Consider the following 16,107-nt stretch of genomic DNA (forward strand, 5'->3'; position numbering starts at 1 on the left):
GATTTTGTAATGTTTCAAAACTTGAAAGCCCGCATATGCGGGCTTTTTTTGTGGGTTTGTATTTCTCTTTTTACCTGTAGCGTGACCAGATTAGTGTACTAGCGGGCTTAACAGCATCGTTTGGCGAGCATTCGCCACCGCCATCAGGATCTCCTTTGTTGAGGACTTCGGTATAAAAGTCTGTATGAACATCAATGGTGCCGGTTAAGTCATTTTGGGCATTATCAATACCAGCCGCTCTTGCCTCAGAGCCTATTAGCCCAAAAATCTGTGCATTGGACTTTTTGAGGCCATCCGGTGACTCAAGCTTAATCGTATTACCGGCAATCACCCTTCCAAATACTCCTAATGAGGAGGTGAAATATATATTCCCTCCTTGGTAAGAGACTGGATCTTCGTCGTTGTTCTCTTGCCCCGCCATTAGTGCGAATTGACCGACAAAATCTTCATCTGGGCTTGAATCTCTTGCCAAAGAACCATTTGTAATCTTGCAGTAATTCGTTGGATATGGAACAACGCCATTCTGCAGTGGATAGTAGGTTTCGGTAGCTATTGGTGTGATATTGACATCAGCAATATGCTGCTTATAGTCCACAGACAGATTTTGATTGAGACACAAGACCTCTTCTGGCACCGCGTTAATCGCTAAAAGGCGAACCTCCTCTGTTTGCATAATATGCCCTGCACTCATTATCGTAGTCAAAAAGTTACTATCATTTATACCGGTAATGAGCAGGTCCCTATCAAAATAGTAAACCCCAGGAGCAAGTTTTGCGGTTTTCTTTGTTATGGTCCACAAGCCTTTAGGGGCGATAGCTTCTATGACGCCTCTGTCGTCTACGGTTGTTCTTGGTGCGCGCGTATCATCACTTTCTAAAATTCTACTTTCATCATTAAAATCAATACATTTTTCAGTGGCGTTACCACAGATATTAAACCCAGTCTTTTCGCCAGCAAGTGTTTCAAGTGTATTGTCGTCAAGTAATTTATAGGTTTTTGCTGTCTCGGTTAAGCCGTTAATGTTTTGAACGGTTACGTGATTTACTGTGCCTACTCGGTGGAAGGCATAATTTGCTTTGTAGCTATCGGCGTCAGCAATCAAACTGGGCGGTAGATCTAGCGGGACATACTTGATCATCTTGGTTTCTACGGTTGTTTTAACCTCAGGATCTGTTTCCACGTTAGTGGCATCGGGAATGGGAGCGCAGTTGTCAATGCTCTTTCCAGCTTCTGCTTTTGCGATTGTGGGGCTTGATGTGCATATTATCGATCGAGCGGCTATAGTTTCATCTACGGTGCCACTGTATGTGTTAAATAAAACATCATTTAAGCTGTAGGTATTATTGAGGTTTTTTAAATTATTGCCCAGGCTTAAATCCGCACGGCTTAAAACGGTTGAGATGGTAGCGCTACTTTGGAAGTTAATGGCACCAAGTGGTGAGCCAGGTTCAACGGGATTTACTCTGTAGCCATCCGCTGTAAGAACAACCCCTTTGATCTTACCTAGAATTTTTACTCCAGCTTGTACATTTATGGCACTACCTTCGTGTATGCTCAAATTAATATTGTTTCCAGCAACAACCGTTCCTAGAGTTGCATTGGCAGCCGCGATTGTAATGTCTCCTCCGGCACTTATAGGTGTTTTTTCATCGATATTTGTTGAAGCAATATCAATATGGATGCTGCCGTTGGCTTGAAGTTCTGTTAGGGCGTAATCATTTCCGGATCCACTGAGAGATAAGTCACCAGTAACCTTGTATCGTTCAATACCGCGGATTGAGTGTAGATTGCTATCGCCGCTACCATAAGAGCCATCTACGATTATCTCGTTAAGGTCGCCTGTCATTTTGAAATCAATGTTTTGTCCGATCACATCGCCATTAAATCGGTTTTTACCTTCTGGGTAACATTGCTTTCCAGCAGAGCCTGCAACAATGGCATAAACCACGTTTAAAGTGGTTGCAGACTTGGATACAGAATCAACGGCATTAACCGTTATTTCAATGTGAGGCTTCCCGCTAACAGGATCAGTATAGCTAGAGTTAGCAATGACTTTCGATTTGCTTAGGTGAGCGAGTGGGCCGTCTAAGGTCATTGGTATTTCTAAGCCTGCAGCACCGGCAGCGTCGACTTCAGCTCTTAAATTGTCAAATTCGGCAGGTTCTAATTTCATTAAATAAGCACGGGTAGCCTCAGCCAAAGCCCATGCTGCAGACTGAGCATTAGATGAGGCGTGAGATGTTACCTGCTTATTCTGGGTGGATTTAACCGAGTAAATAACGCCAAGTGTAGATGCCGATAATGCAACGCCTACTAAAAGTACTATGAGTACTGTAGCAATGCCTTGTTGTCGTTTTATTGTTTGAAGGTTCATGATCAATACCTATTTATAAAACCGAGTTGCCGATGCAAACATCATGTGAAAGTGAGCGCACGGTTGGGTTTGTACTTTGGTTAATGTCGGTGCTGGAAAAATGGGATATTCGAATTAGCTTGGTTTGGTCTTCTGTGGGGACCATGCCGTATGGCGAGCATGCCTGCAGCCCATCAGTATCTTGAAGTTTAAAGGCAATGAGGGCTAAGTCGCCGGCCTTGGTATAGGCTGTATTTAGGCGAGACAAAACAGTGATGTTTAAAATTTCCACCTCAGCATCATCCCAAGCTACACCCGAAAGTAAAGATATGTCGTCACATGTGGCAGTAACACTGTTGTCAGTGGTTTCGAGTATCAATTTACGGCCTAAAACCCCGGCTTTAATATCAGGAGCAGTCGCTTCTATTTCCCTTAGTCTTTTGCAGGTAACGTCGGCAGCCTCTGAGTTTATTACGCCGCCGGTTCGCCAAACGAGTTGTTGTGCATCAATGATACTTAGGTGGGGGTTAACTACACCAGCTTCCACTTCCTTCAGGCCAAACCCAGCGCTTTGAATTTCATACGCCGAACGTGATAACGTCAACGCTGCGTTACCGTCGTGCTTTGTATCAAAGGTGGCATCAACGCTGGTTTTAGTGAGTGTTTTGTAAAGAGACAGGCTGCCCAGTATCCCTATCATGGAAACAAGTAACCCAATCATTAGGCCAATGAGAGTTGCGCCAAGCTGTTTTTTTGGCGCACAGCGCTTATTATGAGCAATACAATTTAGTGTTTTCATAGGGTTTCTATTGAGTTTGACTTACTTGCCCGACTTGAAGTAACGAGGTGCTAAGGTTGTCACTAGGCCCCTCCTGGAACGATACCGCCATGACAAGGGGTTGTTTTGTTTCAATCGTAATACCGCCCATATTTATTTCAATGGTTTTAATTTGGCCGGTTGCGCCATCGCAGATTAAATCGCTTTTGTATTCTAGGTTTTTGGTGTGTTTGCCGTTGGCAATACCTAAGCTATCACTTCCCCCGCAAATTTTAGTTAGTTGCCCTCCAGAGGCTATTCCCTCGAGAGTGGTAATAATGCGAGCTTGCTCTTGAGTTTGAGTTTGTACCTCTGCTACTTTGCCTGCAGTTCGAGCAATACCAACACCCACAATCCCAATCAATAAAACACCAATTAAAGATTCAATTAAAAAATCGCCGCGTTGAGTACGACGCATGTTTGTTACGTTTTTAGAAAAGCGTGGCAGTTTCATTGACGGATCCTTTATTAAAAGTGAATTGAGTATTGTTGACGACGCTGCCGTCAAGACAGTCGTCTACCGCTTTGCAGTTGGTGGTTGAGTCCGTATCTGCAATTGCGCCATTACCTGTAAAGCATGCACAGGTAAAGTCGATCAGTGCGCCCGCTGCGCCGTACTGGATATCTACGTCAGGTCGAAGCTCTGCGGTGAAGACTTCGTGATCTATTTTCTCTTGGGGGGTGAGATCACTGCAGTCTGCTGCGACTCGATTATCCTCGCCAACAGCCTTAGATTGCTTTCTTACACTCACACTCCGATCGCCGTCCGCATTTGTTTTAATGCAAAGTGCTGATGTAGCGCCAGTGGCGGGCACCGCTGTACCTTCACGAATAGCAATATTCTTAGCAAGGCTATAAGCGCGGGTAAAGTTAGTTTGCGTGCGCGTTACATCAGGCCCATCAATCCAAGCGCTTGTCATCGGCAACGCCACCATGGCGAGAAAAGCAATAATTGCAATGGTGATGAGTAACTCGATTAAGCTAAAACCTTTATTCATGCTTACAGCCACTCATCATTGCCAGGGGAGTATTTACAGCTACTTGATGGTAATGTCCTTGCGTTGCTTTGATTCAGGCCTAGCGTGCAGCCGGCGAGGGATGTGCCTGTAGGCGGAGCCGCAGATATGGTGTATGTGGTGGCTGTTGAGGTTACGGTGAAAACAAATTCAGCCGCTTTGGATGAAGGGCTCCAGCTTGTAAATTTATCTTTGATGTCTGCTAGGCCAGCATTGGTTAGCACTGGGTACGAAAGCGTACGCTGATAAACATTTTCGATCGCTAGCGATAAAGCCACTACATCAGCCTGCGCTGCCCGTAATTTACTTTTTGCGACATAAGCCTGATAAGAAGGCAGAGCAATACTCGCCAAAATACCAATAATCGCAATGGCGATCATTAACTCTATTAATGTAAACCCTTTTGTTTTGGTGTGGCCTTTTAGCGGCATGTTGCTTGTGCTCCAAACGTTTATGATTGTTATGGCGGTTTGTTCATTCAATATCGACGGTGGTGTGCCTAAAAACTGACGCTACTTCAGAGGCTTTTCAGGTACCCCTCGTCGGCATTCGGCAGATTATGCTATTAGTCACCGAAGTATAAAAACTTAATTCTTAGAACTAATGTAACACTAGACCAAAAAATTGGCGCTTTAGCGACGATAAGTGGCGCTTTGTCGCAACTGAAATGCACTTTTTTGACGGGCGGTGTGTGTTGTGCGGGCTGAAGCGACAGAATGTCGACTTATTGGCTTTAAAATTAATGTTTTAGTATGGGTTTTGCTGTTTTGATATTACTATTTGATGCATACTTTGCTAGCGGTTGTGCAGTTTGTCACAAAACGACCAAGGTATTGGCGCCATGCTTGTGGTGCTAGGAAGTCTCAACTACATATTGATAGAGAACAACAATAAAAGGGTATGACCTATGAGCTTAATATCATCAACTACAGCTGTTAATTTCTTAGCGATCAATTGTCCTGATTTTAATTCTACGAGCTACCCCGTTGAGGTGGCGTTGTCTTTGGCTAATGGCCGGCACTATCAAGCTTGGATTAGACCAATGAGTGACCGGTTTTCCCCTGAACTGGATGATGATATTAAAGAAGCCGTAAGGATGTACGGTAAATACCCCGATCAAGTCTGTAACGAGCTCAATATTCTATGTGCCGGTAATAACTTGTATTGCGACCACTGGGGGTTTACATCCAACTGGGTAGAAAACTTATTTTTTGCTGCCTGCGTGGATCGTCATTTCACCTGCAGCCCAATAGAAGGCTTGCTTGAAGAGGAGGAGCAGCTGAATTGGAACGCGCGCAAACAGTTTGTTATCGATGTGCTTAAAAGTAATGACCACACCGCTGGTGCTCAAGTTGAAGTGATGCAAGCAGTTGTAAACTTATTTTATCGCGAGCAGCCTACAGCCGCTGCTACTGAATACCCAGTGATCGCCACTTTGCAGTAGTGATTCCAGTGCGCTAGCGATAGTGGTGGGCTTAGCCCACGCCAGAACCCAAAAAGCCTTTGTCTATCGCAAAGGCTTTTTGGGTTCTGGCGTGGGTTGTTGTCAAAGCGCTTGTGGTATTCTCTTGCCAAAATTTTCTGAAGAGGCTTGGCGTGTTGTTGAATGTTGGGATTAACAAGGAGACTAATGAGTTTCGTTTTGGATGGTTGTTGGCGTGTTTATTTGCGGCTATTTTAATTCCGCCTTATTTTGATGGTTCGCCATTGTTTGATGTGGTGTGGAAGTTGGGTTTTTCGTTTGTGCTTATCGCCGCTATGTACTCTGTTACAGGCCCCAAAACGTTCTTGCTGCCAACGGCAATTCTGCTTATTCCAACGGTCAGTACAATATGGCTCGATCACTTTAGTCAGCATAGTGAAATTACCTTTTATCTTGATAATTTAACCTCGATCGTTTTTTTGGGCATTATTGTATTTTTTTTGTTGCGCTATATTCTAGGCGCCCAAAAAGTTACAACCAATGTGATATTGGCGTCGATGTGTGTGTATTTAATGCTGGGGCTTATTTGGGCCGCTATTTATGCCAATATCAATTTATTTTATGGTTCTGCATTTGCGGTTTCGTCCGGCGTTGAACTTGTCGATGTGGCGGGCAGGGAGATAATGGGCTTTTTTATTTACTACAGTATGGTGACCTTATCGACCTTGGGGTACGGCGATATTGTCCCTGTCCATAAGGTTTCGCAGGCTTGGGCGGCTGTTCAGGCGATGGTGGGGCAGTTTTATATTGCTGTATTGATGGCGCGCTTGGTCAGTTTGCATGCTAAATAATGTTTTTTACTAGCATGCAATCGCGCAGTTTCGACCCTGATCTTTGGCGCTGTACAGTAGCTTGTCGGCGCGCTGCATAATGCTTTCAAAGCTGCTGTCTTCAGTGTTTAGGCGTGTCACCCCAAGGCTGACGGTGATGCAAAAGTGTTGCTCTTGATAGTTTAAAAGTGTTTGCTCACACTGACCTCTAATGCGCTCGGCAATTATTTTAGCGCCTTCTAAATCGGCCTCTGGGCAGCAAACAGCGAACTCTTCGCCGCCAAGTCGACCGACTATATCTGATTCGCGAACGATGCTGCGGCAGCATTCGGCAAGGCTCACTAATGCCATGTCGCCAGCGGCGTGACCGTACCTATCGTTAACTAATTTAAAGTCGTCGATGTCGAGCATAATAACGGAAAGGCCGCGGTTGTAGCGTTTAGCGCGTGCAAACTCTGCGTGACTTTGAGTGAAAAAATGTCGCCGGTTATACACATGCGTTAATGCATCTGTTGATGCGAGTTGAGCAAGCTCTTTGTTGGCGAGTTCTAGCTTTTTTTGTCGCTCGCTAATTGCCAGTACTGAGCGTATGCGCGCAGCTAATACTTGAGGCTCCGTTGGTTCAAGTACGCATTCGTGCGCACCTAAGTCGAGGCTGTATATTAGCGTTTGGGGGTCTGAGCAGGAGGCTATAACTAAGACGGGGACCGATTTTGTTTTTGTCGCCGATTTAAGCTCGATAAGTGTATTGATTGTCTGGTCTTGCCAGTTATCAACGGTGAGTACGATAATGTCAGGAAGCTGAGTGTCGCAGTTGGCTTTGCAGGGTTTGCCAGGTCTTGTAATGGCGGCTTTGTACCCTTCCTGCTGGAGGTAAAACTCGGTATTTTTAGCGCGCTCAACGTTTTGGTCGACAACTAAGGCTCGGGTCATTTGGATGGGGTCCTTGTGGTGACATTAACCTTAACTCAGTATAGAAAACTTTTAGTGCTTTGCTTCTTTTTTGTCAGAATTTGTATGAGGTCACAGCAGCGCCAAGCAAGCGGCGGCTTGTTGGCGCATTCAATTGTGTTTAGGGGTGGCGCTTAGTGAAAAACTTTGGGGATATTGAGGCTGGCAAGGCAAAGCTCGTCAGATGCAGCATCGTGGTCCGCGTTGAGTTCTTGCGGGCCAAGCTTGGCATTAAGTCGCTGCTCGGGTTTTACTCGATCAATAACTTTGTTTAATCGCACAATCGTTTGGTGCAATTCAGTAATTGCAATATTGAGGTCGCTATTATCTTGCCTGGTATCAATGGTGCTGCGGCGTTCGGGGGCTTTGCGGTTGCTCATATATCCTCCGGAAGACCGAGCGGTGCTCGGTCAGTGTCAGTTCGCTAAGTGTTAGGGCGTTACTGGGGTTAGTCCCAGCTAAGGGCGCCGCCTGTTTGGTATTCGATCACACGCGTTTCAAAAAAGTTCTTTTCTTTGCGCAAATCCATGATTTCGCTCATCCAAGGGAATGGGTTTTTCGCTCCTGGGTAGGCTTCTGGCAGGCCAAGTTGTGCTAATCGGCGGTTGGCGATGAAGTGAAGGTATTCTTCCATAATACCTGCATTCATGCCGAGTACACCGCGGGGCATGGTGTCGCGTGCGTAATTGATTTCTAGCTCAGTACCTTCAAGAATCATCTGTGTAATTTCTTCAACAAATGATTCAGTCCATAAATGTGGGTTTTCCAACTTAATTTGGTTGATGACGTCGATGCCAAAGTTAAGGTGCATCGATTCATCGCGCAGAATGTATTGAAACTGCTCGGCAACGCCGGTCATCTTGTTGCGTCGGCCCATAGATAGGATTTGCGTAAACCCGCAATAGAAGAAGATACCCTCGGTGACAACATAGAAGCCAATAAGATTACGCAGAAGCTCTTGGTCGGTTTCTGGCGTGCCTGTTTTGAACGTTGGGTCAATAATGCCACTTGTGTGCGATATGCTCCATGCCGCTTTTTTAGCAACAGAAGGTACTTCGCGGTACATATTGAAGACTTCGCCTTCGTCCATACCGAGTGACTCGATGCAGTACTGGTAGGCATGTGTGTGAATGGCTTCTTCAAATGCTTGGCGCAATAAGTATTGACGGGCTTCTGGGCATGTAATGTGGCGGTAAATAGCCAGCACTAGATTATTGGCTACTAGGGAGTCGGCTGTAGAGAAGTACCCTAATGAGCGCATAATGATGCGGCGCTCGTCGTCGCTAAGGCCATCTTTGCTTTTCCATGTTGCAACATCTTGCGTCATGTTAATTTCTTGTGGCATCCAGTGGTTTGCGCAGCCATCAAGATATTTTTGCCAAGCCCATTCGTACTTAAAGGGAACAAGTTGGTTCAGGTCTGCGCGGCAGTTGATCATGCGTTTGTCGTCAACTTGTACGCGCTGGGCACCCATTTCAAGCTCTTCAAGCCCTGGGGTCGGGTCAAGATTGGCGATAGCTTCTTGTGCTTCGCGAACGCTATCCGAAAGTGCAGCTTTAGGTGCCGAGGATGCAGTGCTTTCTATTTCAGCTGAAACTTGTGCTTTTGGGGGGGCAGCATTTGCCGGAGCCTTCGGGGTTGGCTTGGTTTCAGTTGCTGTATCGTCGCCGTACTCGTCCCAACTTAACATAATGGGTAATCCTGTAATTGCCTAATGATGAGGGTCTGCTTTAGTGTGCAAGGTGCTTGCTCTAGTTGATGTCTGCCTTGGTAGCTTAAAAGGAGTAAAAACTATAAAGGGCTATCGAAGCGCGCTCTTGCTGCAGTTGCGATCAATATAGTCACCAACACTTTAAAACACAACATGTAGTGGTTAAAAAAGTTTTAAGCACTACATATGTACCTGTCGTCCACAAGTTATCCACAATTAGGCGTTTTTTAATCGCACTGCAGCGGCAGTTTATATTTCGTTAAGTGATAGCGAAGGCTATGCGATAATGCGATGCCCAAAAGAGGATTGTTCTGTGTTGCCTGTTTTATATTCTTTTCGTCGTTGCCCTTATGCGATGCGAGCGCGTTTGGCTTTGGCTATGAGTGGCTGTGCTGTTGTGTTAAGAGAGGTGAGTTTAAAAGCAAAGCCCAGTGATATGTTAAAAGCTTCACCTAAAGGCACCGTGCCGGTAATGGTGTTGCCTTGCGGTCGAGTGATTGATGAAAGCCTCGAGATTATGGCGTGGGCTTTTGAGCAGGGTCAGGGTTGTAGTGGCAAGTCCGGGGGGGGGAGCTTAAGTGTGCCGAACCTAAGTAGCCTAAACCTCAGCAGGTTAAACCATGCTCTTATTGAGGTGAATGATACCCATTTTAAATGTTGGTTAGATCGCTACAAATACGCTGATCGCTATCGTGACTATACGCAAGAACAATCGCGGGCCGAAGCATCGGTATTCATCATGTCTTTGGAGTCGCATTTAAAGCACCAGCCGTACCTTTCTGGCGAGCATTTTGGTTTTTTAGATGCCGCTATTGCCCCGTTTGTGCGGCAATTTTCGGGTGTTGAACCCCATTGGTTTGAGCAACAGCGAGATTGGCCACATGTACTTGAGTGGTTGTCGGCTTTTAAGTGTTCTGAGTTGTTTTCGGCAATTATGCTCAAGTATTCGCCTTGGTGCGCACAAAAAGACAACGCAGAGGTGTGTTCATGGGGGAAGTAAATCAGGCAGCACTAAAAGAGCAGGCGCTTTTGGCGACCCAAGCTTGGTTTGAGCGAGTGGTTTTAGGCTTGAATTTATGCCCGTATGCTCACCAGCCAGCTAAATCCGGGAGCATTCGCTTTTGTACTTTTTTTGAAAGCGATGAAGAAAGTTTGTTTGAGTGCTTAGCGCGTGAGCTTGAATTGCTGGCTAATAGCGCCGCTGGCGAGCTTGAAACAACACTGATTGTATTGCCTGTAGGGTTTGAAGACTTTTTCTTTTACCTTTCAATGTTAGAGGCCGTTGATAATTGGCTGGCAAAAAACGGTTGGGAAGGGCTTTTTCAGGTGGCGAGCTTCCACCCTAACTACCAATTCGACGGATCTAGTGCTGATGATAGAGGCAATTTAACGAATCGCTCGCCTTATCCAATTCTGCATCTATTGCGTGAAGAAAGCTTAACGAAAATAGTCGATAGCGGAGCTGATACAGCCGCAGTGCCAGAGCGCAATATAGCGCGCATTACTGGCCTGACCGATGCAGAAGTTGGCGAACTATTTCCATACATACATCAAAAACCGCTATAGCGCGGTTTTTGATGTAAAAGCAAAAAGCCTTACTGCTGTTGTGCTTCAGCCATATCTGTAATGGCTTTTTCCACGTAAGTTTGCAATGTTGCGGGTGATTCTTGCAGTAAAATATCGATATCGCGCGTTTCACCGGTGTCGATACTGCGCTCTATAATTAATTTATGGGCCGCGGCTTCGACAATTTGAGCAATAACAACCGGTTGCTCAAAAAATACGTCTGGGTTTTTGCTGCAGTAATGTGTAAAACCATAAAGCGCTTCGATCACTGCGCTTTTAAAGTATGCGGGGTGAATGTGGTGCGTTAGTTGGTCTATGTGTTGGGCAAAGCTTGCTTCGCTGGGTGTCATGGAGCTGCGGGTTAATTCGCAGTCGAGTGTAAAATCCTGCATATCTTTGCCGCCAAAGACAATGTGGCGGGCTTGGGCAAGGCTTTGCCAAATTTCCAGCAAGAAGTCTTCGTCAAAGTTGGTAATTAACCCGCGCTCAACACGCCACTCAAACCAATCGGTATCAATGGCGTGCGCTGCTTCGGCATCGCTATTGGCAATGCCTGCATAACTTGCGCGCTTGTTGTTATAAGCTTGGGTAACGCCAAGAGAAAAGAGCTGGCGCTGTGACTCAAGGATGGTCTCAATTTTATTCAAGATATAGGATGGTGCTTGGGCGCCAAGCTCTTCTAAGGATAAAGGCTTGCCTTCTTCTTGCTTACAACACAAACGCAGCAAATTATGGAGTTGAACTGACCCTAAGCCTTTAAACAGGTCGGGTCGCGTACGCATTAGGCCGCCTATAGTGGCGAGAACCTCTTGGATGAGTGTGTGTTCTAGCGCGCTTTCAGTGACTTCGGAAATATCCTTATAAATCTCGGCATTGGGTTTAGCTTGCGCAAGGGTAATAAGCTTTTTCTGTTGATCGCCCACACTAATCGATAGGTGGCGGGCTGCAAGCATTGTTAGTGCGTCGCCAAGATCAATATGAGTGTGCCCCAAAATGGAAAAGCACGTACGAGCGCTTAGCCATTGGTTCTTAATTTGAGCGTTGAAGTATACATGTTTGATTAAGTCTTTAAGGCGAGCGTGCCCACCGCAATTGACATCATTATCGTTGACGTTGTCTTCTAGCGACCGACCCTGCATGAAAGCATTAATGGCATCGAATAGAGCTAAGTCAGAATCCGCACTAAATAAAGGGGCCGCCTCAGTAATTAAGTGTTCTTGAACAAGTTTGGGAGCGTACTCGCTAATATCGCGTGAGCGTGTTTTAAAAGGGGTTAGGCATAAGTTGGGTAAATGTAATTGGTTGTCGCGTGCTGCGCGTAGTGCAAGATTGGCTGAGGCATAGCCCACATGCTCGTGTTGGCTGCGTAATTGTAACTGCCATAGTGCATCAAAAAACTCAGCGGCGCCGGGTGTTTCGCAAAAACGTTGATCAACCATCCAAGTAAATACAGCCACCTCTTGGCTTAACCAGTGGTTGTGGATATGGGCGAGTTCACGCTCGATATTTTGCGTTGCCAGTGTGGTATCAAAACTACGGTAACCATTTTGTTCGCTTTGCAGCCATGACAGGCACAAACAGTGTGTACCGTTAATGGTATAGGTTTGGCTTGTGGCTAGGCTTTGTAAGCGGCGAGAAGGGCGGCCGGTTAGCCCCATGGTATCGTTGGCGCCTACTTGAGTGTATGCCTGCACCAGGTGCGGCGCAGAAATCACTTTGACAGGGTTGATGTCGTCGAGCGATTCGGCAATAACGCCATGTTTGGCAAGGTGCTGTTTGATCTCGTCGTTTTCAGCCAGTACAACTAAAGCTATTTGGCTTTTGGTAAAGCGGCGCGAGCGGCGGCGCATCACAAGTGGGTCTAGGTCGTCTTTGGTGACGTAACCTTCATCAAGCAGCAAGCCTGTGATGTACATGCTTTGTGCCCATACCAATGGCACGTTTTCGTTGGCGACACGCTTTTGGCTACGTGGATTTTTGCGCTCGGCATCAACGCTATCGGTAGGCACATAAAATAGTTCGGGCAGTAAACCAAAACCATCAACATTGACCATCAGCGACTCGAGCTTCTGGCGATAGGCTTTGGCCTGTGTTTTGTCGTCTTCAAAGAGCGCTTGAATGTAAAGGTAGGTATAGAACAACGGCCATTCGGATTCGATATGCTCAAAACTGGCAAGCTCCGAGTGTTCGTAATAAATACGAGAGCTTTCTTCAATCGCTGTTTGGTGGCCGTCCCACAAAAAGCGCTTGCAGCCGTATTCACCAGCTAGCTTGCTTAAAATTTCGTTTCGTGTGGTTTCTATTTGTTTTTTGTTGCCAACGGCAAAAGCTGGGAAGCCAATAATGCTGAGTAGGGCGCTATCGACTTCTTTTGACAGGGACTCCCTTGGGAGCAGGCTGGCAAGCGTGTTGCGCGCCAGTGATACGGCGTCAGGGATGGTGTGAATAACGGCGCGCTTGCTGGCGTTTGGACCAAATAGGTTAAAGCCATCTAGGGCTTGCAGGGCCGCTTTTGCCATGCCAACGGAGCTGGCATTAATTTCTGGTTTGCCGTTATTGATTTTATTGCCGCGCTCCCAAATGCCAAAGTCGGGAATGCGATAAGCGCTGGAAATGTAATAGACCAAGTTCTGAATAAAATCGACTTCACCAAAAGTGCGAATAATGCGCAGGCCAGAGCCTGTCATTTGCGCCATCATCAATAAAAATATTGAAGTGGCATCTATCTGTAAGTGGCCCCACGCATCATCAGCAACAACCGGAAGCCCGGTGGCTGTATCGTATTTTGCATGCAGTGCATCAAGAGGGTGCAGTGTGTGTTTAAATTTTTCGACTTTATCGGCTTGCCGCATCATTGATAGTAGTAAGCCACGCATCAATTTAATGGTGGTTTGCTCAAGTTGATCTGCGCGCTCACTTTCGTGCTGCCTACGATAAGCTAGCCCCAGCGCCCAAATACTCATAATGGAATAAACGTTATCGCGTACCCATGCGTCGGTGTAATCACCGTGGGTGGTAACAGCCGTGCTGGCAGGCATTAGCCCTGTTACAGGGTGTTGACGGCACATAATAACGGTTTCGACTTGATCAAAAATAGCGTCGAGCTTTTCACGATTATTCATAATTAAAGGCACGTATTGTGTGAAACTATTGGTGGCCGCTGGGTCTTCTCTGGGTGCGATAAGCCCGTGCGGCATAAATTTGTGCGATCATTTAGCAAGTTTTTAGGTCGACTAAAACGGCGTTGTATTTTCTTAGCATAGACAATAAAAGTGCATAACGACCATTAGTATAGGGGCTTTGATTATAACAAGAGCAATTTAAACGCCAAAGTGAATTGGACGGTCAAATAAATCTTAGGTGAGCCTAGTGTAGCGCTAGGCTGCCGGCGTAGCGTGAAGGCTTTGCAAGCGCCGCTGAATAGAGGCTTCTATGCCCTCAATGTCGAGTCCTATTTGGGCGAGCTGCTCTGAGCGTTTAGCGTGTTCGATATAGCTATCGGGCAGGCCAAGGTTTAATGTTGGGGTGGTTATGCTGTTTTGAATAAGCACTTGGTTAACGGCGCTGCCTGCGCCACCTTGGATGGTGTTTTCTTCTAGGGTTACAATTAAGCTGTGTTGTTGTGCCGCTTTTAATATGGCACTGGTATCCAGCGGTTTTACCCAGCGCATGTCAATTACGCTAAAGCCGTGCTTTTGCGCTACAGCTTGCGCAGATGGTAGTAGCACACCGAAATTGAGAATGCATACACTAGCGCCCGTGAGAATCGCTCGGCTAGTCCCAATAGGGAGGTCGGCAGCTGTTTTATCTATCGCTACACCTAGGCCAGTGCCGCGCGGGTAGCGAACAGCAGATGGCCCTTTAAAGGCATAGCTGGTATTCAGAAGTTGGTAGCATTCGTTTTCATCGCTGGGGGTGGCGATTGTAAGCTCGGGTATACAGTTAAGGTAAGAAATATCAAAATTGCCGCCGTGCGTTGGGCCGTCTTCGCCGACAAGGCCTGCGCGGTCAATGGCGAAAGTAACGTCAAGCTTCTGAATGGCAACATCGTGTACCAGCTGGTCGTAGGCGCGTTGTAAAAAGGTTGAATAAATAGCCACAACGGGTTTTTGCCCTTCGCAGGCCATTCCAGCGGCTAGGGTCACAGCGTGTTGTTCTGCAATGGCGACGTCAAAATATCGGTCGGTAAAGCGTTCCGAGAACTCAACCATCCCCGAACCTTCGCACATAGCCGGTGTAATACCGACAAGGCTTGGGTCTTGCGAAGCGGTATCGCACAACCATTGCCCGAACACATCCTGGTACTTCAAACGTTTTTGTTGAGGCTTTTCAGGTTTCGGCTCAATTTTGTTGAGCGCATGATAGCCTACGGGGTCTTTTTCGGCCGGTGTAAAGCCTTTGCCTTTTTGGGTAATAATGTGAAGCAGCTTGGGGCCTGGTATCTCACTCAGGTTTTTTAAATCGTGGGTCAAACGCGGTAGATCGTGACCATCAATCGGGCCGACATAATAAAAGCCTAGCTCTTCGAATAAGGTGCCAGGCGATACCATGCCTTTCATGTGCTCTTCTGTTTTGCGCACTAATTCCGAGGCTTGAGGTAGTCGCTTAAGGACTTTTTTCCCGCCTTCGCGAAAGCTGGTATAGGCTTTGGACGCCCAAATTTTAGAAAAGTAAGTGGCTAGTCCGCCAACATTTGGCGAAATAGACATATTGTTGTCGTTCAATACTACTAGCAGGTCAGCTTTGGTGTGCGCGGCATGGTTGAGCGCCTCAAACGCCATGCCAGCAGTCATGGCGCCATCACCGATAACTGCAACCGCTTTTTGTTCTCTGCCTGCCATTTGCGCACCCAGCGCCATACCTAAAGCTGCACTAATTGAAGTGCTTGAATGGCCAACGCCAAAGGCGTCGTAGTGGCTTTCGGAGCGTTTAGGGAAGCCAGATAAACCGTTGTGCTGGCGTATAGACCCCATGGCATCTCGGCGGCCCGTTAATATTTTGTGGGGGTAGGTTTGATGGCCAACATCCCATACCACGCGGTCGTCCGGTGTGTTGAGTACATAATGCAGAGCAATGGTTAGCTCCACGACACCTAGCCCAGCACCAAAGTGCCCCCCCGATTGCCCTACAGTAAATAATAGGAATGCGCGTAACTCTTTAGCGAGTTGTGGCAGTAATTTTTCGTCGAGTGCGCGGACATCCGCAGCCCCTTGAATGGTATCAAGCAGTGGCGTGTCGGGGCGTTGGGAGGGAATTTCGTCAAACATGTATACAGCTTAAACAGTAATGAGCCGGCATTGTATTGCGAGTTCACAATGATTAAAAGCGCGACACTACGATATTGCGCCCAAACGAAGACTAAAACCCGCCTACTTGCTTAGTGTAGAGGCAAAACATGCAGCCAAATAGTTAAGATTTTGGTGTCAAGGGGAGCGTATGG

14 protein-coding genes are annotated in these 16,107 nt (G+C 46.7%); 4 read left to right on the forward strand and 10 right to left on the reverse strand.

The window, feature by feature from the left end; translation table 11 throughout:
• Positions 1–70: 70 nt before the first annotated feature.
• From MARGE09_RS14270 to MARGE09_RS14290, 5 genes are read right to left on the reverse strand one after another with little or no spacing between them, the layout of a single operon-like run.
• Positions 71–2,374, reverse strand: a complete 2,304-nt coding sequence (locus tag MARGE09_RS14270; protein WP_236982953.1) for a hypothetical protein — start codon at positions 2,372–2,374, stop codon at positions 71–73.
• 13 nt (positions 2,375–2,387) lie between these two features.
• Positions 2,388–3,152 carry a PilW family protein gene (locus MARGE09_RS14275; RefSeq protein ID WP_236982956.1) on the reverse strand — a complete coding sequence of 255 codons (765 nt, stop codon included), beginning with the start codon at positions 3,150–3,152 and terminating at the stop codon, positions 2,388–2,390.
• Positions 3,153–3,159: 7 nt separating this feature from the next.
• Positions 3,160–3,624, reverse strand: coding sequence for a hypothetical protein (locus MARGE09_RS14280; protein ID WP_236982958.1), 465 nt, complete (start codon positions 3,622–3,624; stop codon positions 3,160–3,162).
• A complete protein-coding gene (locus MARGE09_RS14285; RefSeq protein WP_236982960.1) occupies positions 3,602–4,168 on the reverse strand; it encodes a pilus assembly FimT family protein in 567 nt (188 codons plus the stop codon). Before MARGE09_RS14285 ends, MARGE09_RS14280 begins: the two co-directional genes overlap by 23 nt.
• A gap of 2 nt (positions 4,169–4,170) precedes the next feature.
• On the reverse strand, positions 4,171–4,617 hold the full coding sequence (locus tag MARGE09_RS14290; RefSeq protein WP_275068723.1) for a type IV pilin protein: 447 nt from the start codon (positions 4,615–4,617) through the stop codon (positions 4,171–4,173).
• Between the two features lie 476 nt (positions 4,618–5,093).
• Here MARGE09_RS14290 and MARGE09_RS14300 point away from each other — a divergent pair, with 476 nt between their 5' ends.
• Together MARGE09_RS14300 and MARGE09_RS14305 are read left to right on the forward strand one after the other, a co-directional pair.
• Entirely contained in the window at positions 5,094–5,630 is a 537-nt protein-coding gene (locus MARGE09_RS14300; RefSeq protein ID WP_236982962.1) for a hypothetical protein, read from the forward strand.
• Positions 5,631–5,782: 152 nt separating this feature from the next.
• Entirely contained in the window at positions 5,783–6,460 is a 678-nt protein-coding gene (locus tag MARGE09_RS14305) for an ion channel (RefSeq protein ID WP_236982964.1), read from the forward strand.
• A gap of 9 nt (positions 6,461–6,469) precedes the next feature.
• Here MARGE09_RS14305 and MARGE09_RS14310 read toward each other — a convergent pair whose 3' ends face one another.
• The 3 genes from MARGE09_RS14310 to MARGE09_RS14320 all read right to left on the reverse strand — a co-directional run bounded on the left by MARGE09_RS14310 (position 6,470) and on the right by MARGE09_RS14320 (position 9,080).
• Positions 6,470–7,372, reverse strand: coding sequence for a GGDEF domain-containing response regulator (locus MARGE09_RS14310; RefSeq protein ID WP_236982966.1), 903 nt, complete (start codon positions 7,370–7,372; stop codon positions 6,470–6,472).
• A gap of 152 nt (positions 7,373–7,524) precedes the next feature.
• The gene (locus MARGE09_RS14315) at positions 7,525–7,770 is read right to left on the reverse strand and encodes a hypothetical protein (protein WP_236982968.1); all 246 of its coding nucleotides are present in this window, start codon (positions 7,768–7,770) and stop codon (positions 7,525–7,527) included.
• 68 nt (positions 7,771–7,838) lie between these two features.
• Positions 7,839–9,080, reverse strand: coding sequence for a ribonucleotide-diphosphate reductase subunit beta (locus MARGE09_RS14320; protein ID WP_236982970.1), 1,242 nt, complete (start codon positions 9,078–9,080; stop codon positions 7,839–7,841).
• A 334-nt stretch (positions 9,081–9,414) separates the two neighbouring features.
• Between MARGE09_RS14320 and MARGE09_RS14325 the strand changes: the two genes are divergently transcribed.
• Both MARGE09_RS14325 and MARGE09_RS14330 read left to right on the forward strand, forming a co-directional pair.
• A complete protein-coding gene (locus MARGE09_RS14325) occupies positions 9,415–10,101 on the forward strand; it encodes a glutathione S-transferase (protein WP_236982972.1) in 687 nt (228 codons plus the stop codon).
• On the forward strand, positions 10,089–10,667 hold the full coding sequence (locus MARGE09_RS14330; RefSeq protein WP_236982974.1) for a DUF1415 domain-containing protein: 579 nt from the start codon (positions 10,089–10,091) through the stop codon (positions 10,665–10,667). The genes MARGE09_RS14325 and MARGE09_RS14330 overlap by 13 nt, the downstream gene beginning before the upstream one ends.
• Before the next feature lie 29 nt (positions 10,668–10,696).
• Here MARGE09_RS14330 and MARGE09_RS14335 read toward each other — a convergent pair whose 3' ends face one another.
• Entirely contained in the window at positions 10,697–13,789 is a 3,093-nt protein-coding gene (locus MARGE09_RS14335; protein ID WP_236982976.1) for a phosphorylase b kinase regulatory subunit alpha/beta, read from the reverse strand.
• Between the two features lie 255 nt (positions 13,790–14,044).
• Entirely contained in the window at positions 14,045–15,934 is a 1,890-nt protein-coding gene (gene dxs / locus MARGE09_RS14340; RefSeq protein WP_236982978.1) for a 1-deoxy-D-xylulose-5-phosphate synthase, read from the reverse strand.
• Positions 15,935–16,107: the final 173 nt, after the last annotated feature.

Source organism: Marinagarivorans cellulosilyticus, from assembly GCF_021655555.1.
GTDB classification, from domain to species: Bacteria; Pseudomonadota; Gammaproteobacteria; order Pseudomonadales; family Cellvibrionaceae; genus Marinagarivorans; species Marinagarivorans cellulosilyticus.